Below are 26,938 nucleotides of genomic sequence, written 5' to 3'. Positions count from 1 at the left end.
ATGATGGCCGCGTGGACTTCCAGACGTCCCTCTTCGCCGACGCCACCGCGGATTCCGCGGTGCTGTCCCCTGAGCGTCGCCAGCTGTCCCACGGAGCGTGGGTCGACGTGCAGCGCAACTGGCTCTGCGACCCCGACGCCGTGTTTTCCGCACTCGTCGATCGCGTGCCCTGGCGGGCCGAGCGGCGCGAGATGTACGACACCGTGGTCGACGTGCCCCGACTGGTGCACACCTACCTCGCCGACGACCCGCTCCCCCATCCCGCGCTCACGCAGGCGCGCAGCGCGCTCACCGACCACTACCTCCCCGAGCTGGGCGAGCCGTTCGTGAGCGCCGGTTGCTGCTACTACCGCGACGGTCGCGACTCGGTCGCGTGGCACGGCGACACGATCGGCCGCGGCCGCTCCGCCGACACCATGGTCGCCATCGTGAGCGTGGGCGACCCCCGCCGGCTGCTGCTGCGCCCCCGGGGCGGCGGTGCATCGATCGCGTTGACCATGGGTCACGGGGACCTCGTCGTGATGGGCGGGTCGTGCCAGCGGACCTGGGAGCACGCCGTGCCCAAGGTCGCCCATGCCGGACCGCGGATGTCGGTCCAGTTCCGCCCCCTCAACGTCTTCTGATCACGACCTCCGCAGCACCCGCCGCAGCAGCAGCAGGACGACGAGGGTGGCGAGTGCCTGCTTCCAGTACGACCTCGCGAGCACCGGGAGCACCGCACCGCCGAGGTCGAGCGCCTCGGGCTCCCGCGGCGGCGGCTTCGGTGGGGAGGGCGGTTCCGGCGGCGTGGGCGGCGTGGGCGGTGGCTGCGCACCACTGTCCGCAGCGGCACCGACCGGGGGCTCGACGGACCCGGCGGCTCCCGCGCCGCTCACCTCGCTGGCACCCACCAGGGACGCGGCGCCCGGCGCCGTGTCGGTGGGGCGGGTCGCGTCGGCAGGCCCCGCGAGCCGCTGCTCGAGGCAGGCGACGAACTGCCCGAGCAGCTTGTCGGAGACGTCCTGCATCACCCCGCGCCCGAACTGCGCCGGCTTGCCGGTGATGGCCAGGTCGGTCTCCACGGACACGTCGGTCGAGCCGCCGGCCTCGGCCATCGAGACCGTGACCTTCGCCCCCGCCGTGCCGTTGCCGCGCTTGTCCTTGCCCTTGGCGTCGACGACGAAGCGGTGCGCCTCGGCGTCCTTCTCCACGAACGTCCCGCTGCCGTTGTACAGCAGCGCGATCGGGCCGAGCTTGACCTTCACCGACCCGGAGAACGACTCCGCGTCGGTCTCCGTCACCTGGGCGCCGGGGAAGCACTCGGCGACCGAGGCGATGTCGTTGAAGTGCGCCCAGGTCTCCTCGACGCCGATCGGCACGGTGAAGCGGTGGCTCAGCTCCATCGGTCATGCCTCCCGGTGCCAGGCCGTCGCGAGCGGCGTTCGGCGCGTGCGATGGCGAGGCGGAGGAGGGAGACATGGCGGAGCCATGGCGACCGACGACAACGACGTCAGCGTACGTGCCGGGCGTCGCGCAGCAGGCATGGGAACGGGAGACATGGCCTACGCGCCCGCCGCCTTGAGCACGGACCGGCCGGTCAGCACGCGCGCGAGGTGCTGGCGGTAGTCCGCGGCGCCGTTGAGGTCCGAGGGCGGGTTGGTCCCCTCGGCCGCGAGCTGCGACGCCGCGCGTACGCCGTCCTCCGTCGCGCTGGCACCGGCGAGGGCCTCCTCGGTGGCGGTCGCCCGCAGCGGCGTGGACCCCATGTTGGTCAGCCCCACGCGCGCCTCGTCGATCGAGCCCTTCACCGTCGCGGCGACCGCGACGATGGGCCACTGGTGGGCCACGCGCACGAACTTCTCGTAGTGCGCACCCCAGCCCGTGTGCTTGGGGATCCGCACCTCGGTGAGGATCTCGTCGTCGCCGATGGCGGTCTCGAAGAGGTCGACGAAGAAGTCCGCCGCCTCGACCGTGCGGGTGCCGCCCGGCCCGGCGATGACGAACTGTGCGCCGAGCGCGAGGGCCGGCGCGCCGAGGTCACCGGCGGGGTCGGCGTGCGCCAGCGCGCCGCCGAAGGTGCCGCGGTGCCGGATCTGCGAGTCCGCGACCTCCGCGGCGGCCTTGGACAGCAGGAGCGCGTGCTCCTTGACCAGGCTGTCGTCGCGCACGTCGTGGTGGGTGGTCATCGCGCCGATCACGAGGGCGTCGCCGTCGTCGCGGATGCCTCGCAGCGAGGAGATGCCGCCGAGGTCGATGACGACCTCGGGGGCGTTGAGCCGCATCCGCAGGACCGGCAGCAGGCTCTGTCCGCCGGCCAAGATCTTCGCGTCGTCGCCGTGCTGGCCGAGCGCGGCGAGCGCCTCCTCGACCGACGTCGGGGCGAGGTAGTCGAACTGCACCGGGATCACTGGCCTGCTCCGTCCGTGCTGTCCTGGTTGAGGGCACCTTCCTGGAAGTGCGGCATCGCGTCCGGGGGTGTCTCCGTCGCTCCGCCGGCCCTGCTGTCCTCGATGGCGCGCCACACGCGCTCGGGGGTGCAGGGCATCTGGATGTCGGAGACGCCGAGGTGGCGTACGGCGTCGACGACCGCGTTGACGACCGCCGGGGTGGACGCGATGGTGCCCGCCTCGCCCACGCCCTTGGTGCCGAGCGAGTTGGTGGTGCAGACACTCGGGTCGTTGACGTGGACGACGTCGAAGGAGATCGTGTCGGCCGACGTCGGCAGGAGGTAGTCGACGAACGACCCGCTGACCAGCGTGCCGGCCTCGTCGTGGACGGCCTCCTCCCACAGCGCCTGGGCGATGCCCTGCACCAGCCCGCCGTGCACCTGGCCGGCGACGATGAGCGGGTTGATGATCGTGCCGATGTCGTCGCAGCAGGTGTACTTGCGCATCTTCACCGCACCGGTCTCGGTGTCGACCTCCATCGCGCACAGGTGCGTGCCGTGGGGGTAGTTGAAGTTCACCGGGTCGTAGGTCGCCTCGGCGTCGATGCTGAGCTCCATGTCATCGGGGTAGTTGTGCCCGGTGAAGGTCGCCGTGGCGAGCTCCTGGATGGCGACGCCCTGGTCGGTGCCGCGGACGGTGAACCGGCCGCCGCTGAAGTCGAGGTCGTCCCGGTTGGCCTCGAGCAGGTGGGAGGCGAGGTGCCTGGCCTTGTCGATGACCTTGTCGACCGCCTTGACCAGGGCCTCGCCGCCGACCACCAGCGACCGCGAGCCGTAGGTGTCCAGTCCCCTGTGCGCGACCTGGGTGTCTCCGTGGAGCACCTCGACGTCCTCGAAGGGCACCCCGAGCCGGTCGGCCACGATCTGGCTGAACGCCGTCTCGTGGCCCTGGCCGTGGGCGCTCGTGCCGGTGACGACCTCGACCTTGCCGGTCGCGAGCATCCGCACGCCCGCGTGCTCCCAGCCGCCGGCGCCGTAGTCGAGGCTGCCCAGGACCCGGCTCGGTGCGAGGCCGCACATCTCGGTGAAGGTCGAGACGCCGATGCCGAGCTGCACCCGGTCCCCGCGCTCGCGGCGCTCCTTCTGCTCGGCGCGCAGGGCGTCGTAGCCGAAGACCTCCTTGGCCTGGGCGGTGGCCTGCTCGTAGTTGCCGGAGTCGTACTCGAGGCCGGCCACCGTGGTGAACGGGAACTCCTCGTGCTTGATCCAGTTGCGTTCGCGGATCTCGAGCGGGTCCACGCCGACCTCGGCGGCGAGCTCGTCCATCATCCGTTCGATCGCGTACGTCGCCTCCGGCCGGCCCGCGCCGCGGTACGCGTCGGTCCAGGTGGTGTTCGTGAGGACCGTCTGGCACTCGAAGCGGTAGGCGGGGAACTTGTAGATGGCGTTGAACATGAACGCACCGAGGACCGGGATGCCTCCGCCGACGAGCGAGATGTAGGCACCGAGGTCGGCGTCGAGGTGCACCTTGAAACCGGTGACGGTGCCGTCCTTCTCGGCCGCCAGGGTGAGGGTCTGGACCTGGTCACGGCCGTGGTGGGCCGACATCAGGCTCTCGCTACGGGTCTCGGTGTACTTCACCGGCTTGCCCGTCCTGCGCGCCACTGCCCAGGCGATGAACTCCTCCGGGGTGGTCTGCAGCTTGCCGCCGAAACCACCACCGACGTCGGGGGCGATGACCCGGATCTTCGACTCGGGTACGCCGGTGGTGGCCGCCAGGGCGAACCTCAGGATGTGCGGGATCTGGGTCGCCGACCACATGGTGATCTGCTCCCCGGTGGGGTCCACCACGACGCTGCGCGGTTCCATGAACGCAGGGATCAGCCGCTGCTGGCGGTACTCACGCTCGATCAGGATCCCGTCGGTGCGGGCCCGCCCGATCGCGTCCTCGACGTCGCTGCCGGTGCCGGCCTCCTGGGAGTCGAAGACCCACAGCGCGGACTTGTTGGTGCCGAGGTCGGGGTGGGCGAGGACTGAGTCCTCGAGCGCCTTCTTGATCCCGATCACGGCGGGCAGCTCGTCGTACTCCACGTCCACGAGCTCGGCGGCGTCGCGCGCCGCGGCGGCGCTGCGCGCCACCACCACCGCGACGACCTCGCCGGCGAAGGCGACCCGGTCAGCCGGCATCGGGGAGTGCGTCGGCGTCTTCTGGTCGGGGGTGATCGGCCAGGCGTTGATGTTGACCCCGAGCTCGTCGCCGAAGTCCTTGCCCGTCAGCACGGTGACCACGTTGCGTGAGGCCTTGGCGGCCTCGACGTCGATCGAGGTGATCGTCGCGTGGGCGAAGGGGCTGCGCACCATCGCGAGGTGGAGCATCCCGGGGAGCGTGATGTTGTCGGTCCACCGGGTGCGCCCGGTGATCAGCCGCTGGTCCTCCTTGCGGCGCCGGTCCTTGCCGATCTCGGCCGCGGGCCGGTCCTGGGTCGCGGTCATGCGCGAGCACCCCCCTCGGCGGCGTGGAGGACGCTCTTGACGATGTTGTGGTAGCCGGTGCAGCGGCAGAGGTTGCCCTCCATGCCGACCCGCACCTCCTCCTCGCTCGGGTGCGGGTTCTCCGCGAGGAGGTCGACGGCCTGCATGATCATCCCCGGCGTGCAGAAGCCGCACTGGAGGCCGTGGCACTCCCGGAACGACTCCTGGACCGGGTGGAGCTCGCCCTCCGCCGCGTCGGCGAGGCCCTCGATGGTGGTGACGGTGCGGCCGTTGGCCTGCACCGCGAGCACGTTGCACGACTTGACGCTCGTGCCGTCGAGGTGGACGGTGCACGCTCCGCAGTTGGAGGTGTCGCACCCGATCACGGTCCCCGTCTTCCCGAGATTCTCCCGCAGGTACTGCACCAGCAGCATCCGGGGCTCGACGTCGTCGGAGACCGACGCCCCGTCGACGGTGAGTTCGATCTTGGTCATCTGGCCGCTCCAGTGTGAGGTGGGTCACTCTGGAGCGAGGCTAGGCCGCGGTGGTTGGCCCGAGGTTGGCGTGCGGGTCCGGACCGGACCGGACCGGACCCGCACGCCTGGCGGCTCAGTAGCGCAGCACGACGCCCTTCGGCTTCTCCGACAGCACCTGCGCACTGACGAAGAGGTCGCCGTCGGCCCACTCGACCGCGGCGGGCATCATCAGCTCGGCGTAGGGCCGGGCGGTGGTGCGGCCGGCCTTGATGCGCGAGACCTGGCCGGCGAAGAGCTGCGCGACGTAGACGTCGCCGTTGTCCGCGACCGCGACGCCCGTCGCGCCGGCGAAGCCGCCGGCGACCTGGCGGACCTTGCCGGTCTTGGCCTTCACCTTGACCAGACGACCCTGCGCACCGGTGCTGCCGTCCTCAGGGCCGCCGGGGAGCAGCGTGACGTAGAGCCAGCCGCCCTTGCCGACCTCGACGTCGGTCGGGACCGGCTCGAAGTTGAAGGTCTTGCCCACGGTGCAGGCCGGGAGCTGGTTGGCCGCAGCCGCCTCCGGGGTGACGACCACCGGCACCGGGGGCAGGACCGCGACGGTCTTGACCTTGCCGTTGGGCTTGACCGACAGGATCGTGTTGCCGGCGGCGTCGGCGACGTACGTCGTGCCCTGGTGCACCGTCGAGCCGTAGGGGTGGGACTCCACGATGCCCGTGTAGGACGCGGGCACCTCCGGCGGCATCTGCGCCGCGCAGGCGGCGTCGAGCCCGCCCACGAAGCCGTACGAGACGTCGGCGTCGGGGTTGCGGTCGGCCTCGTAGGCGGACAGGTCGGCCACCTTCTTCGGCTTGGCGCCCGGGCGCATCGACCAGAGCGCGGTCTTCGTCCCCTTGGTCGTGGCGAAGTGCACGGTCCCACCGTGCTCGGACACCGCGCCGACCTCGGTGCCCTTCTTCGCAGCGAAGACCACCTCCGGCTCGGCGCCGGGAGCGACCGCGGTCAGCAGACCGGCGAAGTTCTGGGCGACGTAGGCGGTGCCGTTGCCGGCGACGACCATGCTGAGCGGCGAGACGAGCTTCTTCGCCACCGTCGTCGGTTCGGGTGCCGTCAAGGCAGTCGCGGTGGGGCTGCCCAGGAGGCTCCCCGTGAGCAGGACGACGGCTCCTGCTGCCATCGCTCGTCGTGTTGCGGCCATGCTTTCTCCCTCGTACGTGGCCGCACCCCCGTGCGGCGCCTCGACGCAGGATCGTGCACCCGTACCCGAGCGGTCCACTACATTTTCTCGATCTACCCGAAATGGGGAGGGGTCACCGCAGGCTGGCGAGCTTGCCCTTCAGCAGCGGCACGACGGGGTGGTGCACCGGCAGCGCGGCCAGGCACGCCTCGACCACGGCGGTGTCGTAGGGGGCCAGCTCGCTGTAGCGCAGCACGGCGTCGGGGTCGGGGTGCGCCAGCAGGGCCTCCCGCACGCTGACGGCAAGGTAGTCGCCCATCTGCACCAGGGCGGGCGAGTCGGTGCCGGGGAGCAGGTCGCCGCCGTAGGCACGCACGGCGGCGCGCACGTCACCGCGGCGCAGCAGCCGCTGCACCTCCTCGACGTCGGTGGCCACGGGCATGGTGAGGCGGTAGGGACGCGACGACAGCTGCCCGGACAGGGCCGCTCGCAGGTGCGAGACCTCGGCCTTGAGCGTCGAGGTCGTCACGGACGCGTCGCCGTAGAGCAGCGCGTGGAGGTGCTCGACCGAGAGCCCCGAGGGATGGAGCGCCAGCAGGGCGAGGATCTCGGTCTGCCGTCGGTTGAGGAGCAGCCGGTGGCCGTCGAGCCACACCTGCGCCGTGCCGAGGAGGGTGAGGGTGAGGCCGGGCTCGGACGGCGCGACGTCGCCTCCCGACGTCGTACGACGATCGGTGGGGAGGGCGCCCTCGATCAGCCGCGCCATCACGCGCGCCGTGGCGAGGCCGATGGGGTGGCTGCGGTCCCAGGTGGTCGACAGGTCGATCACGCCGAGCGAGCGGCCGGTCACCGGGTCGAAGACCGGGGCCGCCCAGCAGACCCAGTTGTGCACCACCTCGGCGTAGTGCTCGGCGCTGAAGACCATCGACGGCGCGCCGGTCCGGCCGGCGATGGCGAGCGCGTTGGTGCCGACGCTCCGCTCGTCCCACCGGCCGCCGGGGACGAAGTTGACCGTCTCGGCCTTGCGGCGCATCACCCGCCCGCCGTAGGTCCAGAGGATCCGGGTCTGCTCGTCCGTGACCGCGACGACGAGGTCGCCGTCCTCGGCCGTGCGCCGGAGCTCGTCCTGCACCCGGGACACCGCGGTCTGCAGGGGCGAGGCCTTCCAGAAGTCGGCCGTGTCGCCCTCGTCGTCGAGCGGCGCCTGGGTGACCCCCGGCGACACGACGCCCGACAGCTCCCAGCTGCTCAGGATCTCGGGCCGGACCGCGTCGGCGTCACCGGCCTCGACGAAGCGCGTCCACGCGCGGACGGCGTCCACGCGTCGGGCGTGCAGGTCCTCGCTGGTCATGGCGGCTCCCGGTCGGTCGCGGCCAACCTAGCCCGAGTGTGACGGGCGCAACAGGGAATCCGTCCGGAGGTCGCTCGCAGGGATCGCCCGGTGGCGAGGCTCAGCCGACGCGAGCGAAGGTGGCGACGATGCCGGGGTGGTCGGTGACCAGATTGCGGTAGGACTCGTAGGAGTCGATGCGGAAGCGCGAGTCGCGCTCGCCCATCACGTAGTCGATCCCCGAGCCGCCCTTACGGCCGCTGTAGTTGGTCTCCAGACGCAGCGGCCCGGTGATCCGTCCCTTCACCAAGTGGTCGGTGGTGTCCCGGTTCTCGGTGACGTTGCAGTCGCACATCGCGACGAACTGGTGCGCCTTCGGAGCGTCCTCCTTGAGGAAGCGGATCCGGCTTGCCATCCGCCACATGGCTTCCACGCCGCGCCGGTTGGCGTAGTTGGGCCCGCCCGTGCGGCGGTTGTGGAGGTGGTTGGGCAGGTGGAAGCTCACGGCCCGGACCGTGTGGCCGGTGCGCCGGTGCCGGAGCACCGCCACCACGCCGTACTGGTCATGGGCGATCTGACCGGTCTGGCGCCGCCACGTGGTGCCGGTCAGCAGGGCGGCCCAGGTCTTCTCGAGCTCCCAGACGTCCTTGTCGAAGGCGATGGGGTTGTCGTCGGTACCGGTCGGGCCCTTCGGCATCAGCAGGGTCCACGACTTCGGCAGGGCCGCGCGCAGCGCCGGGCGGCTGAAGAGCCGCTCCTGGAACCCGATGACCGAGACCTCGCCGTCCAGCACCTGCCCGATGTCGTGGCGCAGGCCCGCCACCCGCATCCCCTTCTTCAGGTTGAGCGTCGCCACGCCGAACTTCTTGCCGGAGAGGAAGGCCGGCGACGTTCGCTCCTGGTCGCGCGCCGATTCGCGGGCCCCGGCGGGCGAGCCGCCGACCGCCAGGCCGGTGAGCAGCAGGACCACCGCGACGAAGGCGGCGGTGGGGCGGGCGAGGACACGGGGCGGCGCGGGGAGCGAAAACATCCCGGAGACCATAAGTGAGGCCCGCGCAACGGGCCAACTCGGGGCCGTGGTAGTGCTGCCCTGAGGTCAGTCGTCGTGGTGGATGCGCCCCTGCGTCGCGGCCAGCCGCTCCCCCGAGCCGCCCCACTGGCGGGCCACGATCTCCGCGGCGATCGACACGGCGGTCTCCTCGGGGGTGCGCGCGCCGAGGTCGAGCCCGATCGGCGAGGACAGCAGGGACAGCTCGCCCTCGCCCAGCCCTGCCTCGACGAGCCGCGCCAGCCGCTCGTCGTGCGTACGACGCGAGCCCATGGCACCGATGTAGCCGGGGCGCACGTCCTCGTCGAGGCGCAGCGCGACCTCGAGCAGCGGCACGTCGAACTTCGGGTCGTGCGTCAGGACCGCCAGGACCGTCCGCCGGTCGATGCGTCCGGCGTCGAGCTCGGCCTGCAGGTAGCGGTGCGGCCAGTCGACGACGACCTCGTCGGCACCCGGGAAGCGTGACGTCGTGGCGAAGACGGGACGGGCGTCGCACACCGTGACGTGGTAGCCCAGGAAGGAGCCCACCTTGGCGACGGCGGCCGCGAAGTCGATGGCCCCGAAGACGAGCATCCGCGGCTTGGGGGCGAAGCCCCAGACGAAGACGCGCATCCCCTCACCGCGCCGCTCGCCGTCCGGGCCGTACGTCAGGGTGGCGTTGGTGCCCGCCGCGAGCAGGCCCAGGGCGTCGTCGTGGACGGCGGCGTCGGCCCGCGGGGAGCCGAGGGTCCCGTCAGCGGCACTGTGCGGCCGCACCACCAGGCGGCGCCCGACCCGTGAGGGGTCCGGGTGCTCGATCACGGTCGCCAGGGCCACCGGCCAGCCTGCCTCGACGTCCGCGGCCACCTCCCCCAGCTGCGGGAACGTCTCGCGCGACACCCGCTCGACGAAGACGTCGAGGATGCCGCCGCACGTCAGTCCGACCGCGAAGGCGTCGTCGTCGGAGACGCCGTAGCGCTCGAGCACCGGCTCGCCCGACACGACCACGGACTGCGCGAGGTCGTAGACCGCGCCCTCGACGCAGCCTCCCGACACCGAGCCCACCGCCGACTCGTCGGGGCCCACCAGCATCGACGCGCCGGCCGGACGGGGGGCGGAGCGGAAGGTCGCCACGACGGTGCCGACGCCGATCGTCTCGCCGGCCTCCCACCACTGCATCAGCTCGGGCAGCACGTCACGCACGCGCGATCACCTCCGTGAGGTCGGCGAAGGTCGCCAGCGAGTGCCCGGCGAGGAAGTCGTCGCAGTGCGGCAGCGCTGCCACCACCCCGCCCTGCAGCGGCTCGTAGCCCGCCTTGCCGCGGTGCGGGTTCACCCAGACGACCCGGTGGGCGACCCGCTGCAACCGCGCCATCTGCGCGCCGAGGAGGCCGGCGTCCCCGCGCTCCCAGCCGTCGCTGAAGACGACGACCACGGCACCGCGCGCCATCCCGCGCTGCCCCCACCGGTCGAGGAAGACCCGCAGGGTCTCGCCGAGCCGGGTGCCGCCGGACCAGTCCGGCACCACCTCGCCGGCGGCGACGATGGCGCGGTCGGCGTCCGGGGTCCCGAAGGCCCGGGTCACGTGGGTCAGCCGGGTGCCGACGGTGAAGGTCTCGACGGTGCCGCCCGACGCCCGGGCGGACCGGGTCAGGCGGTGGGCCAGGCGCAGCAGCGCGTCGGCGTACGGCGTCATGGAGCCACTGACGTCGACCAGCAGCACCACGCGGCGGGGCCGGGTGCCGCGCCGCCGCCAGGCGATCTCGCCGGGCTCGCCGAGGTGGCGCAGCGAGTTGCGCAGGGTGCGCGACGCGTCGAGCTCGCCGCGGTGCCAGCGGCGGTGCCGGGCCGTACGACGCAGCGGCGGGTGCAGCGACAGCCGCACGAACATCGCCGCGAGTCGCCGCTTCTCCGCCGCGTCGAGCGTCGCGACGTCGCGGTGCTGGAGGACATCGGCCTCCGAGGCCATCGCACGGACCACGTCCGCGTCCTCGGTCTCGCCCGTGCCGCCGGCCCCCTCCGCCTCGGGCAGCAGGTGCGCGGTCGAGCGGCGCGAGGCCTCGCGCTGCTGGGCGCGCGGCAACCCGTCGCGCGGGTCGAACCACGCCGCGAAGACCTGGTCGTGGCGGGCGAGGTCGTCGGGCGACCCGCAGAGCGTGGCCCGTCCGGCCCAGTAGGTGGCCTGCCGGTCGTCGGCGCCGACGGCCGCCACCGCTGCCAGGAAGCCGTGGGCGCGGTCCTGGGTGACCGGCACGCCGGCGGCGCGGAGCGCGCGGGTGAAGCCGAGGAGCACCTCGTCGGCCTCGTGGAGGGTGGCGCTCATCGCGAGAGCATCCGGTCGAGCGCGGCCCGCACCCGGTCGGCGTCCTCGCGGTACTTCAGCAGGGCGCCGAGGGTCGTCGCCGCCGCCCCCAGGTCGAGGTCGGCGGTGCCGAGGTAGGTGAGGGCGCGGGCCCAGTCGAGGGTCTCCGCGACGCCGGGCGGCTTGAGCAGGTCGTCGCGCTGCCGGAGCTGCTGCACGACCTCGACGACCTGGCGGGCCAGCGCCTCGCTGACCTCGGGGGCCCGGGAGCGGACGATCTCCACCTCGCGCTCGAGGCCCGGGTGGTCGATCCAGTGGTAGAGGCACCGGCGCTTGAGGGCGTCGTGGAGCTCACGGGTCCGGTTGGACGTCAGCACCACCAACGGCGGCTCCGGGGCGGTGATCGTGCCGAACTCGGGGATGGTCACCTGCCAGGTCGACAGGACCTCGAGCAGGAAGGCCTCGAACTCGTCGTCGGCGCGGTCGACCTCGTCGACGAGCAGCACGGCCGGCGCCTGCCGCAGCGCGGCGAGGACGGGTCGCGCGAGCAGGAAGCGCTCGTCGTACAGGCTCTTCTCGGCCTCGTCCGGGTCGACCTCGCCACCGGCCTCCAGCGCCCGCAGGTGCAGGATCTGGCGCGGGAAGTCCCAGTCGTAGAGGGCTTGGCTGGCATCGATGCCCTCGTAGCACTGCAGCCGGACGAGCGGCACCTCAAGGCTCTGGGCGAGCGCCTCGGCGAGGGCCGTCTTGCCGGTGCCGGGCTCCCCCTCGAGCAGCAGCGGACGCTGCATGCGCGCAGCGAGGAACACGACGGTCGCCAGCTCGTCGTCGGAGAGGTAGCCGGTCGCGCCCAGCCGGGCCGCGACGTCGGCTGCGGAGTCCATCCCGTGCACCATGCGGCACAGGCTACGACCCGCACGTTGGTGGGGCGTTGGGTCAGCGCAGGTCGACGTCGACGCCGGTCGCCAGGTCGCCGCACTCGACCAGGTCGACGTCGTTCGCCGCGAGGTAGTCCCGCGCCCCGCGGTCGCCCGTCGCCGAGGCCACGACCCCCGCCCAGTGGTCGCGGCCGAGGAGGACGGGGTGCCCCGGCACGCCGTCGTACGCCGCCCGCGCGAGGTCGCTGCGTCCGTGCGAGGCGGCGACGAGCCGGGCGACGACCGCGGCGTCGACGTCGGGCAGGTCCACCAGCGAGACGAGCGCCGTGTCGTGGTCGGTGGGGCCGAGTGCCTCGAGCCCGGCCCGGAGCGAGGCACCCATCCCCTCGGCCCAGTCGTCCGCTCGGATGCGCGCGACCGACATCGGGAGCAGCGCGGCGGCGCGCTCGGCCTCGGCGCCGAGGACGACGACGATCTCGGAGCACGGCCGCAGCGCCTGGACGGCCCGCAGCAGCCACGAGGTGCCGTCGTCGTCGCGGGCCAGCGCCTTGGGTCCGCCGAACCGGCGGCCCTCACCGGCGGCGAGCAGCACGCCGACGACAGTGGTCACCCGGGCAGCATCCCCGAGGGGTCCATCATTCTCAACCCGGTCGGTCCAGGCACGGATCGGGACCTTGGGCCCGGGCAGTCGGGCCGTTGGTCCACGGCGCCGACGGTCCTGCTTCTGGAGGCTGGACGTAGACATCGACGACCCACGCGAGGACCGCATGAGCACACGCACGCAGCCGCCGTCACCCTCGGCCCATCACACCGGACGTGGCGCGCCCCGGATCACTGCCACCCGCTATCGCATCGCCCGCTGGGTGGGACTCGGCGTCCTTGTCGTCCTGGTGGTCTCCATCGTCCTGGTCGTCGTCCGCGACTCCTCCACGACGGACACCGCCCCGCAGCCGGCCGGGGGCGTGGCGGCTCCGGGCGGGTTGACCCCGGAGGGGTCGATCGCGATCGGTGACGGGCCGGTGACAGTCACCGTCTACTTCGACTACCTGTGCCCCGCGTGCGGCGCGTTCGAGGACGCCAACGGTGAGGCGCTCGACCAGTTCGTGCGGAACGACGACGTCACGGTGGAGCTGCGGCCCATGGCCTTCCTCGACCGCCTGTCGGCGGGCACCGAGTACTCCACCCGCACCGCCAACGCCCTGGCGACGGTGGTGGACGCCGATCCCGGCCACGCGTGGGCCTTCCACCGGGCGCTGTACGCCGAGCGGCCGCCGGAGGGCGGCCCGGGGCTGACGGACCAGCAGATCGCAGACGTCGCGCGCGGCGTCGGCGTGCCGGACGAGGTGGCAGCCCGGTTCGCCGAGGGCCGCTACGAGGCGTGGGTCGCGCAGCGCACGGAGAAGGCGTTCGCCAACGGCGTCGAGGGGACGCCGACCATCCTCGTGAACGGGAGGCTGTTCGAGGGCGACGCCTACCGGGCCGGTTCCCTCACGGCGGCGGTCGAGCAGGCCGCTTCGTGACCGTCCGGGGGTCGTGGGCGGCGATGCTCCTCTGGTCGGCTGCCAGCCTTACCGCGTCGTTCGTGCTCGCGGTGGAGGCCGTCACCCTGGCCGGCGACCAGGGCGCAGTCTTCTCCTGCGACATCAACGCCGTCGTCAGCTGCGGAACGGTGGGCAGCTCGTGGCAGGCATCGGTCCTCGGCTTCCCCAACGCGTTCCTCGGACTGGTCAGCGAGCCGGTCGTGATCACGCTCGCCCTCGCCGGGCTCGCCGGCGTGCGGTTCCCGCGCTGGATGATGCTCGCCGCGCAGGTGGGTTACACCTTGGGCTCGTCCTGGCGTACTGGCTGCTGTACCAGGCGGTCTTCCACATCGGCGCGGTGTGCCCGTGGTGCCTGCTGGTGACCGTGGCGACCACCTTCGTCTTCGTCGAGATGACCCGCATCAACGTCCTGGAGCACAACCTGCCGCTGCCCCGGGCATCTCGCCGGTTCCTGGAGGAGGTCGTGCGGCACCGGCTCGACGTGCTGGCCGCCGCGGTGTGGCTCTGTGGGGTCTTCCTGCTCCTCGTGGGGCGCTACGGCGACGCGCTGTTCGCCTGACCCACGAGGGCACTCAGGACCGGGTGGCCACTGTCAGCAGCACCACGGCGTCGGTCTCCGCGTGCAGGTCGTGCCTGCGGGGCGGGATGACAACGTAGTCGCCGGCGCTGCCCTCCCAGACCTCGTCGTCGGCCGTGAGTCGCACCGTGCCGACGAGGACCTGGAGGCTCGCGTCGCCCGGCGACTCGTGCTCGCCCAGAGAGCGGCCACCGGCCAGGGCGATGAGGGTCTGGCGCAGGTCGTGCTCCTGTCCGCCGAAGACGGTGACCGAGGCCCGGCCACTGCTCGCCCCCCGGGCCGCGTCGAGCTGTTCGCGAGCCAGGTCGGTCAGGGATGTCGTGTTCATGGCGCTCCTCCTGGAGGTCAGTCGAGGTTCAGGGTCCTGCCGGGATGCGCGCGCTCCCAGGCCGCGATCGCTGCATCCCACTCGGGGCCGCTGAACTCGACGAGGGTGACCGGGAAGATCCCATCCTCCTCCTTGGAGATGTGGATCCGGAGCTCGTCCACCTCGTGCTGGAGGCTGGCCCGGTCCTCGGCCCTGGTCATGTCGAGGCGGGCCAGGACCGCTTCCAGCTCCCGGTGCTCCGCGATCAGCGGGTCGATGTGCTCACGGTAGAGCTCATCGTCCCGCATGAGGGCGAAGACGCCCTCCTCCTCGCCCTGCCAATGGGTCAGGAGCTCGGAGCGCATCTGCGTTACCGTGGCCTGGGCCTGCTGCATCTCACCGCGACCGGTCTCCTCGAGCGCACGCACGCCCAACCACGTCACGAGCTCGTGCTCGGCGATGTAGTCGCGGATCAGGGGGATCTGCCGGCAGCCGCAGTAGTGGCACACGACGTCAGCCCACCCGGTCCCAGCCTCGGCGCGGGGCGGCGCTGCCCAGCGGCCGGTCGTCGCGCGAGCGGTAGACGATGTAGGGACGCGTGAGGTAGCCGAGGGGCGCGGAGAAGACGTGGACGAGCCGGGTGAACGGCCACAGCGCGAAGAGCCCGAACGCGACCAGCGCGTGGAGCTGGAAGCCGATCGGGGCATCGGCCATGAGGTCAGCGTCGGGCTGGAAGGCGAGGAACGAGCGGTACCAGACCGAGACACCCTCCCGGTAGTTGTACTCCCCGCCCAGGCTGAAGATGGACCCGGCGATGGTGTTCCACATGCCCAGCACGATCGCCGCGCCGAGGAAGGCGTACATCACCTTGTCCATCGGCGTGGTGGCGGAGAAGACGGGGCCGACGGTGCGGCGACGGTAGACGAGGATCGACATGCCGACGAGCGCCATCACGCCTGCGACGAGGCCGCCGACGACGGCGACGTAGTGGTAGAGGTGGTCGTCGATCCCGACCGCCTCGGTCCACGATCGTGGGACGAGCAGGCCGATCACGTGCCCGCCGACCACGCCGAGCATGCCGAAGTGGAACAGCGGCGAGCCGAGCCGCAGCAGGCGAGCCTCGTAGAGCTGCGACGACCGCGTGGTCCAGCCGAACTTGTCGTAGCGGTAGCGCCACACGTGCCCGACGACGAACACCGCGAGGCACAGGTAGGGGACGATCACCCAGAGGAAGACGTTCATGTCCGAGGCACTCCTACGGGGATGGTGGCGGACGAGATCAGGGCGGGCCCCGACGCCAGGGCGGGGTCGGCGGCGTAGCCGGCGAGGCCGACCTCCTCGGCCGGTGGGCCCTGCTCCACGAGACGACGTACGGCGTCGGCCTCGGTCCCGGCGAGCTCGGGCAGGGTGTCGCACAGGGCCACCAGCGCCCCGGCCCACGGCGACCCGGTCGTGCCGTCGTCGTTGCGCCACCCGGTGAGCGCGAGGCGCAGCATCTCGACGCCGGCACGGTGCTCGAGGAGGAGCGACCGGGCGATGTCGGGGTCGACGGTGGCGCCGAACTGGAGCACCGCGCAGAGGTGGTCGGGGAGCTCGCCGAGGTCGTCGTCCCACGCGACCCCGCCGCGACGGTAGGCGTCCTTGAAGCGCACGAGCGCCGCTCCTCGCCGGCGGGTGTCCCCGTAGGCGAAGTAGGTCAGGTAGAGCGCGCACTTCCTGGTGTGGTCGAAGGTGGCGACGTAGTCCTGCTGGAGCTGCGCCAGCGGCGTGCGCCGCACGTGGTCGAGGAGCGGCGTGAGGTGCGGGTGATCCGGCACCAGCGCCGCGAGGTCGTCCAGCGAGGCGAGCAGCTGCTCGGTGGGGTAGTCGAGGACCGCCGAGCAGACCGCCCACGTCTGCACGGCCTGTGTGTCGGGACGGCTCGGTCGGCGGCGGAGCCTCACGAGCCCGCTCCCTCGTCGCGCGGCGGGAAGAGCCCGTCGGGCGTCCCCTTGCCGTCCCAGTTGAGGAGGTTGACCCGCGAGGCCTTGTCGTCCGGCGAGGCCAGCGAGTCGGAGGTCTGCCGGTCCTGCAGCATCCGGAAGTTCTCGACGGCGACCGGAGTCGGGTAGCCGGACCCCTCGCCGAACAGGTCGTTCTGGCCACCGCCGTAGTCGGAGACCGGGCAGTCCGTGGCCAGCTCCTCCAGCGCGTGCGCCTGCTCCGCGTGCGCGGTCGGGATGACGTAGCGCTCGGCGTACTTCGCGATCGCGAGCAGGCGGAACATGTCGTACATCTGCTCGCCCGTCATCCCGACCGCCGCGGGGATCGACTCGTCGGGGTCACGGCCCAGGTTGATGTCGCGCATGTAGGACCGCATCGCGGCGAGCTTCCTCAGGACGCGGTCGACGGGCGCGGTGTCGCCGGCGGTGAACAGGTTGGCGAGGTACTCCACCGGGATGCGCAGGGTGTCGATGGCCGCGAAGAGGTTGCCCCGGTCCTCGGCGTCCTCCCCCGTGTCGCGCACGACGTCGACGACCGGCGACAGCGGTGGGATGTACCAGACCATCGGCATCGTGCGGTACTCCGGGTGCAGCGGCAGAGCCACCTCGTAGGTGTTGATCAGCGCCCAGACCGGCGACTTCCTCGCGGCCTCCATCCAGTCACCGGGGATCCCCGCCCGCTCCGCCGCGCGTTGCACGTCGGGGTCGTGGGGGTCGAGGAAGCAAGCGCGCTGGGCGTCGTACAGCGCGTGCTCGTCCTCGATGCTCGCCGCCTCGAGCACCTTGTCGGCGTCGTAGAGCACCAGGCCGATGTAGCGCAGCCGGCCCACGCACGTCTCCGAGCAGACGGTCGGGATGCCGACCTCGACGCGGGGGTAGCAGAACGTGCACTTCTCGGCCTTGCCGGTCTTGTGGTTGAAGTAGACCTTCTTGTAGGGGCAGCCCGAGACGCACATCCGCCAGCCACGGCAGCGATCCTGGTCGACGAGGACGATGCCGTCCTCCTCGCGCTTGTAGATCGCGCCGCTGGGGCACGACGCCGCGCACGACGGGTTCAGGCAGTGCTCGCAGATGCGGGGCAGGTAGAACATGAAGGTCTGCTCGAACTCGAGCCTCACCTTGTCCTCGATGCCCTTGAGCATCACGTCGCGGGCGGCGTGCTCCTGTGACCCGCCGAGGTCGTCGTCCCAGTTGGCCGACCACTCGACGTTCATGTCCTTGCCGGAGATCAGGCTCTTGGGCCGGGCGACCGGGAAGGTGTCGGTCTGCGGCGAGGTGGTCAGCGTCTCGTAGTCGTAGGTCCACGGCTCGTAGTAGTCGTCGATGGAGGGCAGCTTCGGGTTCGAGAAGATGCTCAGCAGCTTCTTGACCCGTCCGCCGGCCCGCAGCGCCAGCCGGCCGTTGGGCTTGCGGACCCAGCCGCCCTGCCACTCGTCCTGGTCCTCGTACGTCCGGGGGTAGCCCAGGCCGGGCCGGGTCTCGACGTTGTTGAACCAGACGTACTCCGTGCCCGTCCGGTTGGTCCAGGCCTGCTTGCAGGTCACCGAGCAGGTGTGGCACCCGATGCACTTGTCGAGGTTCATCACCATGGCCATCTGAGCCATCACGCGCATGTCAGTCTCCTCTTCCGGCTCAGTACTCGACCGGTGCGGTCCGCTTGCGGATCATCGTCACTTCGTCGCGGTTGTTGCCGATCGGTCCGATGTAGTTGAAGAAGTACGCCAGCTGTGCGTAGCCACCCACGATGTGGTTCGGCTTGAGCAGGATGCGGGTGAGGCTGTTGTGGATGCCGCCCCGCTTGCGGTCCCGCTCGGTGAGGGGCACGTCGATGAGCCGGTCCTGGGCGTGGTGCATGTAGACCGTGCCCTCGGGCATCCGGTGGCTCACGATGGCCCGTGCCGCGACGACCCCGTTGCGGTTGACCATCTCGATCCAGTCGTTGTCCGAGATCCCGACCTTCGCCGCGTCGCGGTCGGACATCCAGACGGACTGCCCGCCACGGGACAGCGAGAGCATGAACAGGTTGTCCTGGTACTCCGAGTGGATCGACCACTTGTTGTGCGGGGTGAGGTAGCGGACCGAGACGCCGAGCTCGTTCTGCTCGCCGATCGGCGCCTCGCCGAAGAGCTCGGTCATGTTGAGCGGCGGACGATAGACGGGCAGCATCTCGCCCATCCCCAGGAACCAGTCGTGGTCGACGTAGAACTGCTGGCGACCGGTCAGCGTGTGGAACGGCTTCTTGCGCTCGATGTTGATGGTGAACGGGCTGTAGCGCCGCCCGCCCGACTCCGATCCGGACCACTCCGGTGAGGTGATCACCGGCACCGGCGCCACCTGGGTGTCGGCGAAGGTGATCTGCTTGCCCTCGTGCTCGGCCGCGAGGTCGGCGAGCTGGGTGCCGGTGCGCCTCTCGAGGAAGCGGAAGCCCTGCGTGGCCAGGTGGCCGTTGGAGACGCCCGCGAGGTGGAGCATCGCGTCAGCCATCTGCACGTCGGTCTCGACCTTGGGCTGGCCGTCGCCCGCGCCCCCGTGCACCACGCCGTTGCGCGCGCGGAGGATGTCGACCTCGCGCCTGACGTCGTAGGCGACGCCCTTGGTGAGCATGCCGACCTTCTCCAGGAGCGGGCCGATGGACGTCATCTTCTCGAACACCGCGGTGTAGTCCCGCTCGGCGACCGCGATGACCGGCATCGTCTTCCCCGGCACCGGCTCCACCTCGCCGGTCTTCCAGTCCTTCACCACCCCGTGCTCGCTGGCCATCGCCTCCGGGGTGTCGTGCCACAGCGGCTTGGCGACCACGTCGCGACGGGTGCCGAGATGGTCGACCGCGAGCTCGGAGAACCTCTTCGCGATGACCTTCCAGGCGTCCCAGTCGGACTTGGTCTGCCACGGAGGCGCGATCGCAGGGTTGAAGGAGTGCACGAAGGGGTGCATGTCGGTGGTCGAGAGGTCGTGCTTCTCGTACCAGGTCGCAGCAGGCAGCACCACGTCGCTGAAGATCGTCGACGACGTCATCCGGAAGTCGATCGTCATCAGCAGGTCGAGCCGGCCCTCGGCCGCCTCCTCCGCCCACACGACGTCGCGCGGCCGCTTGTCCGGCGGCGCCTCCACGGCCGTGGCGGCCGAGTCGGTGCCCAGCAGGTGGCGCAGGAAGTACTCGTTGCCCTTCGCCGACGAGCCGAGCAGGTTCGAGCGCCACAGCGACAGCACGCGCGGGTGGTTGTCCTCGTGCTCGGGGTCCTCGACCGCGAACCGCAGCCGGCCCGCCTTCAGCTCCGCGGCGACGTACGCCGGCGCCTCCTCGCCGGCCGCCTCGGCGTCGTCGGCCAGCTGCAGGCTGCTGCGGTCGAAGGTCGGGTACGACGGCGACCACCCGAGCCGCACCGACTGCGCCAGCAGGTCCATCACCGTCCTCCCGGCGAAGACGCCCGTCCCGGAGTCGAGGTCGTCGGCGGTGAAGGTGTCGTAGCGGTACTGCGAGGTGTTCACGTACCAGTACGCCGTCTGGTTCATGTGGCGCGGCGGGCGGTGCCAGTCCAGGGCGAAGGCCATGTGCTGGAAGCCCATGATCGGGCGGATCTTCTCCTGCCCGACGTAGTGCGCCCAGCCCCCGCCGTTGCGGCCCTGCGTGCCGGTGATCGTCGTGAGCAACAGGATGGCGCGATAGATCTGGTCGGAGTGGAACCAGTGGTTGACGCCCGCCCCCAGCAGGATCATGCCCCGGCCCTCGGTGTCGATCGCGTTCTGCGCCCACTCCCGCGCGAGCCTCACGACCTGCGCGGCAGGCACCCCGGTGTGCTGCTCCTGCCACGCGGGCGTCGCCGGCACCTCCGGGTCGTCGTAGCCGCGGACGTCGGACCCACTCGCGCGCGGCCAGCTGCCGGGCAGGCCCTCGCGTGCGACGCCGTACTGGGCGAGCAGCAGGTCCAGCACGGTGGTCACCACACGGTCGCCGACCCGGGCCACCGGTACGCCGCGGCGCTCGTGGACGACCTTGCCGTCGGCGGCGTCGAAGCGCGGCAGCTCGACCTCGACGGCCTCGCGGGTGCCGCCCTGGTGGTCGCGGTACATGCTGAGCGCGGGGTCGATGTCACCGAGCTCGAGGTTCCACCGGCCCACCCCTTCCTCGCCGAAGCGGTCGCCGATCGAGCCGTTCGGGATGCGGACCTCGCCGGTGGCGGCGTCGATGACGGCCGGCTTCCACATGGCGTTCTCGCTCGTCCCGCCCAGGTCGCCCTCGACGAGGAACTTGCCGGGGCGGTGGGCGCCGTCCGCGGCCGGCTCGAGGCACACCAGGTGCGGCAGGTCGGTGAACTGCTTGGTGTAGGTCTCGAAGAACGGCGTGCTGGCGTCGGCGAAGAACTCCTTGAGCACGACGTGGCCCATGGCCATCGCGAGTGCGCCGTCGGTGCCCGGTGCGGGACTCACCCACTCGTCGGCGAACTTCACGCTCTCGGCGTAGTCGGGAGCGACGGCCACGACCTTCTGCCCGCGGTAGCGCGCCTCGGTCATCCAGTGGGCGTCGGGGGTGCGGGTCGTCGGGACGTTGGAGCCCCACATCATCAGGTAGCCGGCGTCCCACCAGTCGCCCGACTCCGGCACGTCGGTCTGGTCGCCGAACATCTGGGGCGACGCGTTCGGCAGGTCGGCGTACCAGTCGTAGAACGACAGCATCGGTGCGCCGATGAGCTCGAGGAAGCGGGCGCCGGAGGCGTACGACACCGGCGACATGGCCGGGATCGGGGAGAAGCCGGCGATCCGGTCCGGGCCCCACCGCTTGACGGTGTAGACGTGCGCTGCGGCGACGATCTCGGCCACCTCGTCCCACGAGGCGCGGACCAGACCGCCTTTGCCGCGCGCCGTCTTGTAGGCCCGTGCCTTCTCCTCGTCCTGCACGATCGAGCCCCACGCCACCACCGGGTCGCCGTGCTGCTGCTTGGCGGCACGGAACATCTCGAGCAGGACGCCCCGGACGTAGGGATAGCGCACCCGGGTGGGGCTGTACGTGTACCAGCTGAACGCCGCGCCGCGCGGGCAGCCACGGGGCTCGTACTCCGGCCGGTCGGGCCCGGCACTCGGGTAGTCGGTCTGCTGCGCCTCCCAGGTGATGATGCCGTCCTTGACGTAGACCTTCCACGAGCACGACCCGGTGCAGTTGACGCCGTGCGTCGAGCGCACCACCTTGTCGTGGCTCCAGCGGTCGCGGTAGAACACGTCGCCCTCGCGCCCGCCGTGCTCGTGCAGCGTGCGGTCGTCGTCGCTGACCTCCGCCTTGGTGAAGAAGCGTCGCCCGCCGATCAGGGCCTTCTGCAGCGGGTTCTCGAGGTCGGTCACGAGGTGGCGCCCTTTCGGTGGGGAGATCGGGTCGGAGGCTGGGTCGGGTCAGGCGGCGACCGTGGCGGTCGAGGCGGCGGCGGTGCGTCGTACGACGACCAGGGTCAGCACGAGCGTGAGTCCGGCGGTGACGGCGAGCAGCCACAGGCCGATGCCGTAGGACTCGGTCTGGCCGTAGAGCCAGCCCATGAGCAGTGGCGGCACGAAGCCACCGAGCCCGCCGGCGGCACCCACCAGTCCCGTCACGCCGCCCACCCGCGCGGGCTCGGTGCTGTGGGCGATCAGCGCAAACGTCGCACCGGACCCGGCTCCCAGGGCCGCGGCCATCACCAGGAACGCCACGGTGCCGAGGGTGAGGTTGCTGCCGTCGGCCGACGTCACCGGCGGGTTCTGCGCGGCGATGGCGGCGCACGCCGTCACGACGGCGAACGACGCGGACAGCACGGGGATCGACCCCAACCGGTCCGACAGCCACCCGCCGACCGGTCGCATCACGACTGCCACCACGACGAACCCGGCCATCCGGTTGGCCGCGTCGGCGGGCTCGAGGCCGTGGGCGGTCTTCAAGTAGGTCGGCAGGAAGACCGAGAACGCGACATAGCCGCCGAAGGCGACCGCGTAGAGCAAGGACGCCTGCCACGTGATCGGCAGGCGCGCGTTGGCGGCGAGGCGGGTGGCGAGACTGGTCGTCGGTGCCACGCGGCCGGGTGCGTCCCGCATCACCAGCCAGGCGACAACGGCATAGACCGCAAGGACCAGCGCGGTGATCAGGAAAGGCGCGGTGCGGCCGAGGTCCTCCGACAGCGGGACGGTGGTCAGGGCGCTGATCGCGGTGCCACCCATGCCTGCACCGAAGATTCCGACCGCGAGGCCGCGCTTCTCGGGCGGGAACCAGGCGTTGACGAAGGGCACACCGACGGCGAAGGCCGTGCCGGCGATGCCGAGGAAGAACCCGCCGAACAGCATGAGCGAGTAGGAGTCGAGCGCGAAGAAGGCCAGGAACAGGACGGGCACGATCGTCGCGGCGGAGACGATCGGGAACATCACCCGGCCGCCGAACCGGTCGGTGAGCGCACCCACGATGATGCGGCCGAGCGAGCCCACCAGCACCGGCACGGCGACCATCAGCGCGACCTCCGACTGGCTGAGGAGGCCGAGCGGGCTGTCCGCGCCCTGCTTGAGGTAGAGGGCGCCCAGCGGGCTGATCAGCGCCCAGGCCCAGAAGTTCACGGCGAACCCCAGCGTGGCCAGGGCGAGCATCAGCCACGGGTTGCCGGCGCGGCGGGGGACGGTCGTCGTGCTCATCGTGTGCTCCTGGTGACCGGAGGAAACAACCCTGCGAACGACTCGAAGTTATTACGATGTACCCGTGAAAAATATCCGCAGCGCGTCCGGGCTCGCAAGGGGTCGGGCCGCGGTCCTGCACGCGCTGCTCGACCAGCCCGACCCGGTCGGCATCGACGCGCTGGCCCAGGCGACAGCGCGCCACCCCAACACCGTGCGCGAGCAGGTCAACTGGCTCGTGTCCCACGACTACGTCACGCGCGTGCGCCAGCCGCACGAGGGCCGGGGCCGGCCGGCCTGGCTCTACCAGGCGCGCGGACCGCGCCCCGGTGACGGCGACTACGTCGAGCTGGCGGCCGCCCTCGCGTGGCGCCTGCAGGATGCCTCCCCCGAAACCCACGCCGAGGCGCTCGCGGCCGGACGGCGCTGGGGGTCGGACCTCGTCGCGCGGAGGGGTGCGGCCGTCGTGCCGTCACCCGCGACCGGGCGGCGATGGACCGTCGAGATGCTCGACGAACTCGGCTACGCGCCCGCGCCGGACGGTGAGGACCGGGAGGTCGTCCTCCACAGGTGCCCGCTGCTGCAGGCGGCCTACCGCTTCCCGGACGTCGTGTGCAGCGTCCACCTCGGCATGGTGCAGAGCGCCCTCGAGGCCAACGGCGCCAGCTCCGAGGGGTCCGAGCTGCGTCCCTTCAGCGCCCCTGGGCAGTGCTTCCTCCGGCTGGGAACCTGACCCGGCGTCCGCCGCTCAGCCCGCGGCGGGGAACGCCTCGGTGTAGAGCGCCTCGAGCTCGGGGGTGGCCTCCGCGGTGAAGCCGCACAGGGTGACGCGGTCGCCGTCGGCGCTCACGAGGTAGGTCTGACCCTCCTGGAAGTCGACCGCGAGCAGGAGGTCCTCGAGAGCCTTGCTCGGTGCTTCCACCGTCACGGTGGACGCGTCGCCGCCGGCGTACCACTGGTCGACCGCGAGTGTGGCCGTGCCGCCGTCGACGGCGGTGACGGTGCCCTCGAAGGCGGTGTCGAACGTCGACAGGACCTCCGCGGACGGCATCGCGCACTTGCCCGCACGGGAGCCGTCGGCGGTCAGGGCGACCGGCTCGTCGGAGGCGGATGCGCTCGGGCTCTCGCTGCTGGTCGGGTCGGTGGTGGCGGCAGGCTCGTCCTCGGACCCGCAGCCGGACAGCACGACGGCGAGGGCCGCCGCAACGACGGGAAGCAGGCGGGCCGTGCGGCGCGGGGTGGTGTGTCGGCTCATGGCGGGCGTCCCTCTCGTGGAAACGGGCGGAGCTGTCCGCTCCCTCATCGGGTCAGACGGGTCAGGGTGCGCTCGGGTTCCCTGCTGTCACCGCGGCGTCTCGATGTCGTCGTCCTCCTCGACGCGCCTCTTCAGCCGGCCGATGCCCGGGATCTTGCCGAGGATCTCGTTGAGCTCGCGGGAGACGTTGAGCAGCTCGTGGAGGTCGGGCGCCACCGAGCCGAGGGTCGTGAGCACCGGGAGCACGTCGCGCTCGACCTGCTCGGTCAGCGCGGGAAGGTGGTCGACGAGCCTCACGAGCGCGGCCACCTCGTCGGGGTGGGTGGTGTCGGCCAACGTCTGGAGGGTCGGCTGGAGGGTCGTCAGGGGTGGCTCGAGCATGTCGAGGAGCGCCGCCGCCCGCTCGGACTGCACGCCGGCGCCGTCGACCACACCGCCCACCCGCCCGATCTGCTCCGACGCACCATCGACGACGCCGCCCACGCGTCCGATCTGCTCCGACGCACCATCGACGACGCCGCCCACCCGTCCGATCTGCTCGGACGCACCGTCGACCACCTCGCCCACGCGTCCGATCTGCTCCGACGCACCATCGACGACGCCGCCCACCCGTCCGATCTGCTCGGACGCACCGTCGACCACCTCGCTGACCCGGCCGATCTCGATCGTCGCTGCGTCGATGACCGCTCCCACGCGGACCACCTCCGACGTCACCCCGTCGACCACGCCCTCGACCCGGTCCACGGCGACGGACACGCGATCGAGCAGTGCCTCGGCCTGGTCGAGGAGCGTCAGCACGCGCGGCACGGCGCCGAGGAGCGCCTCGACCTGCTCGCTCCCCCGCTCGAGGGCCGAGATCACGTCGCGGGGACCGGGCACGGGCAGGCGCATGGTGCATTACTACCAGTGCCCCGGCAGACCTACCGGGCGGCGGCGACCGACTCGTCGGTGCCGGCGAGCTTCTGCGACAGCCAGATCGGGATGATCGACAGCACGATCAGCGCCGCCGCCACCACGTTGACGACCGGCGCCTGGTTGGGCCGGAACAGGTTCTGGTAGATCCAGATCGGCAGCGTCTGGATGCCCTGCCCAGCGGTGAAGGTCGTCACGATGATCTCGTCGAACGAGAGCGCGAAGGACAGCAGCGCGCCTGCCAGCAGGGCCGAGCGCATCATCGGGAGCGTGATCGACCAGAAGGTCCTGAACGTCCCGGCACCGAGGTCCATCGACGCCTCCTCCAGGTTGCCGCCAAGCCGTCGGAGGCGGGCGATGGCGTTGTTGAAGACCGTGACGATGCAGAACGTCGCGTGGGAGACCACCAGGGTCAGCATGCCCAGCTCGATCCCGAACATCGTCAGGAACGCGTTGGCCAGGGCGATGCCCGTCACCACGCCGGGCAGGGCGATGGGCAGGATGATCAGCAGGGAGACCGTGTCGCGGCCGAAGAAGCGGAACCGCTGCAGCGCCAGGGCCGCCATCGTGCCCAGCACGAGCGCGATGGCGGTGGCGACGAGCGCCACCTCGACCGAGACCACGATGGCGTTCCGCGCGCCCTCGCTGTCCCAGGCCGCCACCCACCACTGCGTGGTGTAGCCGGGCGGCGGCCACTCGAAGGTCCTCGAGGTGTTGAAGGAGTTCAGCACGACGAGCGCCAGCGGCACGTGGATGAAGAGCAGCACGAGGCCGGTGAAGGCCAGCAGCACGCCACGGGTCGCCCTCGAGAAGCTCATCGTCCACCTCTTCCGCTCACAGCGAGTCCAGCGCCCCGGTCCGGCGCACCGCTCCCAGGTAGATCACCATCGCCACCACCGGGATGGTCGCGACGGCCGCCGCGAACGGCAGGTTGTTGCCGGTGAGGAACGAGTCGTAGACGACGTTGCCGAGCATCTGGTTCGCCCCACCGACGATCTTGACCGCGATGTAGTCGCCCAGGGTCAGCGAGAAGGTGAAGATCGAGCCGGCGGCCGCTGCCGGGAGGAGCACCGGCAGGACGACGCGGCGCATCGTCGTGCGGGTGGTCGCGCCGAGGTCGGCAGAGGCTTCGATCAGCGAGTTCGGCAACCGCTCGAGACCGGCGTACATGGGCAGGATCATGTAGGGCAGCCACAGGTAGGACAGCGTCACCACCGTGGCGACGAGGCCGTAGCCCGGCGAGAGCCCGAGGTCGTCCAGGGGACCGCCCGTGGCGAACATGCCCCGCCAGGCGTACGCCTTGACGAGGTACGACGCCCACAGCGGGGTCAGCACAGCGATGACGAGGGCGCGCTGGAGCCGGGGCGAAGCAACCTTGGCCATGTAGAGCGCGATCGGAAAAGCCAGCAGCGCGTCGATCACCGTCACGGCCACCGCGATCAGCAGCGTACGCACGGTGATCGTGCGGTAGACGTCGATGGTGAACAGGTCGCGGTAGTTGTCGAGGTTCCAGACCCGCTCGATGTTGCCGCCGAAGGCGTCGACGGTCCACAGGGAGGTGATGAACAGCGCTGCCAGCGATCCGAGGTAGAGCACGCCGAGCCAGAGCATCGGCGGGCCCAGCAGCAGCCCCAGCCGCAGCCGGGGGCGGCGGTGCAGCACTCCCCACCGGGGGGATGCCGCGCCACCTCCCGCCAGCGGCTGCGACGTCACGCCGCG

The 26,938-nt window shown here is 71.5% G+C and carries 26 protein-coding genes and 1 pseudogene; 5 read left to right on the top strand and 22 right to left on the bottom strand.

From position 1 onward, the window contains the following. Positions 1-11: 11 nt before the first annotated feature. A complete protein-coding gene (locus ACFQW6_RS21215; RefSeq protein ID WP_378550344.1) occupies positions 12-623 on the top strand; it encodes an alpha-ketoglutarate-dependent dioxygenase AlkB in 612 nt (203 codons plus the stop codon). Here the strand turns inward: ACFQW6_RS21215 and ACFQW6_RS21210 are convergent, their stop codons facing one another. The 11 genes from ACFQW6_RS21210 to ACFQW6_RS21160 all read right to left on the bottom strand — a co-directional run bounded on the left by ACFQW6_RS21210 (position 624) and on the right by ACFQW6_RS21160 (position 12,637). Then, positions 624-1,382, bottom strand: a complete 759-nt coding sequence (locus ACFQW6_RS21210; protein WP_378550341.1) for an SRPBCC family protein — start codon at positions 1,380-1,382, stop codon at positions 624-626. Positions 1,383-1,541: 159 nt separating this feature from the next. Beyond that, positions 1,542-2,387 carry an FAD binding domain-containing protein gene (locus tag ACFQW6_RS21205; protein WP_378550338.1) on the bottom strand — a complete coding sequence of 282 codons (846 nt, stop codon included), beginning with the start codon at positions 2,385-2,387 and terminating at the stop codon, positions 1,542-1,544. Then, positions 2,384-4,858: a xanthine dehydrogenase family protein molybdopterin-binding subunit gene (locus ACFQW6_RS21200; RefSeq protein ID WP_378550335.1), complete on the bottom strand. Its 2,475-nt coding sequence runs from the start codon at positions 4,856-4,858 to the stop codon at positions 2,384-2,386. The genes ACFQW6_RS21205 and ACFQW6_RS21200 overlap by 4 nt, the downstream gene beginning before the upstream one ends. Then, on the bottom strand, positions 4,855-5,331 hold the full coding sequence (locus ACFQW6_RS21195) for a (2Fe-2S)-binding protein (RefSeq protein ID WP_378550332.1): 477 nt from the start codon (positions 5,329-5,331) through the stop codon (positions 4,855-4,857). The genes ACFQW6_RS21200 and ACFQW6_RS21195 overlap by 4 nt, the downstream gene beginning before the upstream one ends. A 115-nt stretch (positions 5,332-5,446) precedes the next feature. After that, positions 5,447-6,511, bottom strand: coding sequence for a ScyD/ScyE family protein (locus ACFQW6_RS21190; RefSeq protein ID WP_378550329.1), 1,065 nt, complete (start codon positions 6,509-6,511; stop codon positions 5,447-5,449). 112 nt (positions 6,512-6,623) lie between these two features. Next, a complete protein-coding gene (locus ACFQW6_RS21185) occupies positions 6,624-7,841 on the bottom strand; it encodes a transcriptional regulator (RefSeq protein WP_378550326.1) in 1,218 nt (405 codons plus the stop codon). Between the two features lie 100 nt (positions 7,842-7,941). After that, entirely contained in the window at positions 7,942-8,850 is a 909-nt protein-coding gene (locus ACFQW6_RS21180) for a hypothetical protein (RefSeq protein WP_378550323.1), read from the bottom strand. A 66-nt stretch (positions 8,851-8,916) separates the two neighbouring features. Further along, positions 8,917-10,050 carry an XdhC family protein gene (locus ACFQW6_RS21175; RefSeq protein ID WP_378550320.1) on the bottom strand — a complete coding sequence of 378 codons (1,134 nt, stop codon included), beginning with the start codon at positions 10,048-10,050 and terminating at the stop codon, positions 8,917-8,919. Next, positions 10,043-11,170: a VWA domain-containing protein gene (locus tag ACFQW6_RS21170; protein WP_378550317.1), complete on the bottom strand. Its 1,128-nt coding sequence runs from the start codon at positions 11,168-11,170 to the stop codon at positions 10,043-10,045. Before ACFQW6_RS21170 ends, ACFQW6_RS21175 begins: the two co-directional genes overlap by 8 nt. Continuing rightward, a complete protein-coding gene (locus tag ACFQW6_RS21165) occupies positions 11,167-12,045 on the bottom strand; it encodes an AAA family ATPase (RefSeq protein WP_378550314.1) in 879 nt (292 codons plus the stop codon). The genes ACFQW6_RS21170 and ACFQW6_RS21165 overlap by 4 nt, the downstream gene beginning before the upstream one ends. A gap of 40 nt (positions 12,046-12,085) precedes the next feature. Next, the gene (locus ACFQW6_RS21160; protein ID WP_378550311.1) at positions 12,086-12,637 is read right to left on the bottom strand and encodes an NTP transferase domain-containing protein; all 552 of its coding nucleotides are present in this window, start codon (positions 12,635-12,637) and stop codon (positions 12,086-12,088) included. A 157-nt stretch (positions 12,638-12,794) separates the two neighbouring features. Between ACFQW6_RS21160 and ACFQW6_RS21155 the strand changes: the two genes are divergently transcribed. The 3 genes and pseudogenes from ACFQW6_RS21155 (at position 12,795) to ACFQW6_RS21145 (ending at position 14,127) form a co-directional block, all read left to right on the top strand. Beyond that, positions 12,795-13,547: a DsbA family protein gene (locus ACFQW6_RS21155; protein WP_378550308.1), complete on the top strand. Its 753-nt coding sequence runs from the start codon at positions 12,795-12,797 to the stop codon at positions 13,545-13,547. Between the two features lie 23 nt (positions 13,548-13,570). Further along, positions 13,571-13,896 (top strand): annotated as a pseudogene (locus tag ACFQW6_RS21150) (vitamin K epoxide reductase family protein); the annotation flags it as partial. 30 nt (positions 13,897-13,926) lie between these two features. Beyond that, entirely contained in the window at positions 13,927-14,127 is a 201-nt protein-coding gene (locus ACFQW6_RS21145) for a hypothetical protein (protein WP_378550777.1), read from the top strand. A gap of 13 nt (positions 14,128-14,140) precedes the next feature. Here ACFQW6_RS21145 and ACFQW6_RS21140 read toward each other — a convergent pair whose 3' ends face one another. The 7 genes from ACFQW6_RS21140 to ACFQW6_RS21110 are packed head-to-tail and all read right to left on the bottom strand — an operon-like array spanning position 14,141 to position 23,073. Next, positions 14,141-14,473, bottom strand: a complete 333-nt coding sequence (locus tag ACFQW6_RS21140) for a cupin domain-containing protein (protein WP_378550305.1) — start codon at positions 14,471-14,473, stop codon at positions 14,141-14,143. Positions 14,474-14,490: 17 nt separating this feature from the next. Continuing rightward, positions 14,491-14,961, bottom strand: coding sequence for a hemerythrin domain-containing protein (locus ACFQW6_RS21135; RefSeq protein ID WP_378550302.1), 471 nt, complete (start codon positions 14,959-14,961; stop codon positions 14,491-14,493). 4 nt (positions 14,962-14,965) lie between these two features. After that, positions 14,966-15,694: a respiratory nitrate reductase subunit gamma gene (gene narI / locus ACFQW6_RS21130; protein WP_378550299.1), complete on the bottom strand. Its 729-nt coding sequence runs from the start codon at positions 15,692-15,694 to the stop codon at positions 14,966-14,968. Continuing rightward, positions 15,691-16,353 (bottom strand): nitrate reductase molybdenum cofactor assembly chaperone, encoded by a 663-nt coding sequence (narJ, locus tag ACFQW6_RS21125; protein ID WP_378550296.1) that lies wholly within the window; start codon positions 16,351-16,353, stop codon positions 15,691-15,693. The genes narI and narJ overlap by 4 nt, the downstream gene beginning before the upstream one ends. A 38-nt stretch (positions 16,354-16,391) precedes the next feature. Next, positions 16,392-18,047, bottom strand: coding sequence for a nitrate reductase subunit beta (gene narH, locus ACFQW6_RS21120; protein ID WP_378550293.1), 1,656 nt, complete (start codon positions 18,045-18,047; stop codon positions 16,392-16,394). A 19-nt stretch (positions 18,048-18,066) separates the two neighbouring features. Continuing rightward, a complete protein-coding gene (locus ACFQW6_RS21115; protein ID WP_378550290.1) occupies positions 18,067-21,768 on the bottom strand; it encodes a nitrate reductase subunit alpha in 3,702 nt (1,233 codons plus the stop codon). Between the two features lie 48 nt (positions 21,769-21,816). Further along, complete coding sequence (locus ACFQW6_RS21110) at positions 21,817-23,073, bottom strand: MFS transporter (RefSeq protein WP_378550288.1); 1,257 nt, start codon at positions 23,071-23,073, stop codon at positions 21,817-21,819. A gap of 64 nt (positions 23,074-23,137) precedes the next feature. On the opposite strand from ACFQW6_RS21110, the gene ACFQW6_RS21105 reads away from it, so the two are divergent. After that, positions 23,138-23,785 (top strand): helix-turn-helix transcriptional regulator, encoded by a 648-nt coding sequence (locus tag ACFQW6_RS21105; RefSeq protein WP_378550285.1) that lies wholly within the window; start codon positions 23,138-23,140, stop codon positions 23,783-23,785. 15 nt (positions 23,786-23,800) lie between these two features. On the opposite strand, the gene ACFQW6_RS21100 is transcribed toward ACFQW6_RS21105, so the two are convergent. The 4 genes from ACFQW6_RS21100 to ACFQW6_RS21085 form a co-directional block, all read right to left on the bottom strand. Continuing rightward, positions 23,801-24,307, bottom strand: coding sequence for a hypothetical protein (locus tag ACFQW6_RS21100; RefSeq protein ID WP_378550282.1), 507 nt, complete (start codon positions 24,305-24,307; stop codon positions 23,801-23,803). A gap of 87 nt (positions 24,308-24,394) precedes the next feature. After that, positions 24,395-25,198: a hypothetical protein gene (locus tag ACFQW6_RS21095; protein ID WP_378550279.1), complete on the bottom strand. Its 804-nt coding sequence runs from the start codon at positions 25,196-25,198 to the stop codon at positions 24,395-24,397. A 29-nt stretch (positions 25,199-25,227) separates the two neighbouring features. After that, entirely contained in the window at positions 25,228-26,037 is an 810-nt protein-coding gene (locus ACFQW6_RS21090; protein ID WP_378550276.1) for an ABC transporter permease, read from the bottom strand. A 16-nt stretch (positions 26,038-26,053) separates the two neighbouring features. Continuing rightward, entirely contained in the window at positions 26,054-26,932 is an 879-nt protein-coding gene (locus tag ACFQW6_RS21085; RefSeq protein ID WP_378550273.1) for an ABC transporter permease, read from the bottom strand. Positions 26,933-26,938: the final 6 nt, after the last annotated feature.

This window comes from Nocardioides sp. GCM10028917 (assembly GCF_042666175.1).
In the GTDB taxonomy this organism is placed as follows: Bacteria; Actinomycetota; Actinomycetes; order Propionibacteriales; family Nocardioidaceae; genus Nocardioides.
Note: the sequence above shows the minus strand (reverse complement) of the source record. Positions and strands in the feature narration are given on the sequence as shown.